The sequence below is a fragment of the Shigella sp. FC1661 genome, assembly GCF_001712525.1.
Lineage (GTDB): Bacteria > Pseudomonadota > Gammaproteobacteria > Enterobacterales > Enterobacteriaceae > Escherichia > Escherichia coli.
On the sequence record NZ_MDGW01000371.1, the window covers coordinates 1 to 1,082 of the forward strand.

The window sequence follows — 1,082 nt, forward strand, 5'->3', positions numbered from 1 at the left end:
AACACGCCAGTTCGCCCGGATGTTGGGACTTGAACCGAAGAACACGGCGGTGCGGAGTCCGGAGAGTAACGGAATAGCAGAGAGCTTCGTGAAAACGATAAAGCGTGACTACATCAGTATCATGCCCAAACCAGACGGGTTAACGGCAGCAAAGAACCTTGCAGAGGCGTTCGAGCATTATAACGAATGGCATCCGCATAGTGCGCTGGGTTATCGCTCGCCACGGGAATATCTGCGGCAGCGGGCTTGTAATGGGTTAAGTGATAACAGATGTCTGGAAATATAGGGGCAAATCCAGGAGCGTTCTGGCTCGTTTTGCTGATCATCGCAGGTTGGGGCGGTCTGGTCCGCTACCTGATAGATGTGAAGCAGAGTAAAGCAACGTGGAGTTGGATAAATGCTCTGGCTCAGATAGTGGTATCAGGATTCACCGGTGTTATTGGTGGCCTGATCAGCATCGAAAGTGGATTCAGTATTTACATGATTCTCGCGACAGCGGGGATTAGTGGTGCGATGGGTTCGGTTGCACTGACGTACTTCTGGGAACGACTGACAGGGGTGAAAAATGCAAAATCTTAATCCTCAGCGTAAAGCTTTCCTCGATATGGTGGCATGGTCAGAAGGAACGGATAACGGGCGACAACCGACACGTAACCACGGTTATGATATTATTGTCGGTGGTGAACTCTTCACTGATTACTCCGATCACCCTCGCAAACTTGTCACGCTAAACCCCAAACTCAAATCAACAGCTGCAGGCCGTTATCAACTTCTTTCACGCTGGTGGGATGCTTACCGCAAGCAGCTTGGGCTGAAAGACTTTGAAGTGGTCAACAAAAACTGGCCACCGAGTTAGAGTTTTTCCAGTATCGATTTTCCGATTCGTTTGGGGGTAACCCACCGTTATATTCGTGCGGTCTTAGTGCGCTGTAATATCCAACGATATAGTCCGTTATGGCGTGAGCTGCCTCGCTGAAGCTTACGTAACCCACCACCGGCATCCATTCGTTCTTCAGACTCCTGAAGAAGCGTTCCATTGGGCTGTTATCCCAGCAGTTTCCGCGCCGGCTCATACTCTGTCT

At 50.3% G+C, this 1,082-nt stretch carries 3 protein-coding genes and 1 pseudogene; 3 read left to right on the forward strand and 1 reads right to left on the reverse strand.

Going from position 1 to position 1,082, the window contains the following annotated elements; all coding sequences use genetic code 11:
- The 3 genes and pseudogenes from BFF42_RS18335 to BFF42_RS18345 form a co-directional block, all read left to right on the forward strand.
- Positions 1-286, forward strand: a 286-nt coding sequence (locus BFF42_RS18335) for an integrase core domain-containing protein (protein WP_000318964.1), incomplete at its 5' end; no start/stop codon positions are given.
- The gene (locus BFF42_RS18340; protein WP_000016353.1) at positions 271-579 is read left to right on the forward strand and encodes a phage holin family protein; all 309 of its coding nucleotides are present in this window, start codon (positions 271-273) and stop codon (positions 577-579) included. The genes BFF42_RS18335 and BFF42_RS18340, both read left to right, overlap by 16 nt.
- Positions 566-823: pseudogene (locus BFF42_RS18345) on the forward strand (glycoside hydrolase family protein); the annotation flags it as partial. The gene BFF42_RS18340 and the pseudogene BFF42_RS18345, both read left to right, overlap by 14 nt.
- A 7-nt stretch (positions 824-830) precedes the next feature.
- On the opposite strand, the gene BFF42_RS18350 reads toward BFF42_RS18345, so the two are convergent.
- The coding region (locus BFF42_RS18350; RefSeq protein WP_146627638.1) for an integrase core domain-containing protein at positions 831-1,082 on the reverse strand (252 nt) is incomplete at its 5' end.

Excerpts from the sequence above, each read along its gene's own strand:
- BFF42_RS18340 (WP_000016353.1), top strand. The coding sequence starts at position 271 with ATGTCTGGAAATATAGGGGCAAATCCAGGAGCGTTCTGGCTCGTTTTG.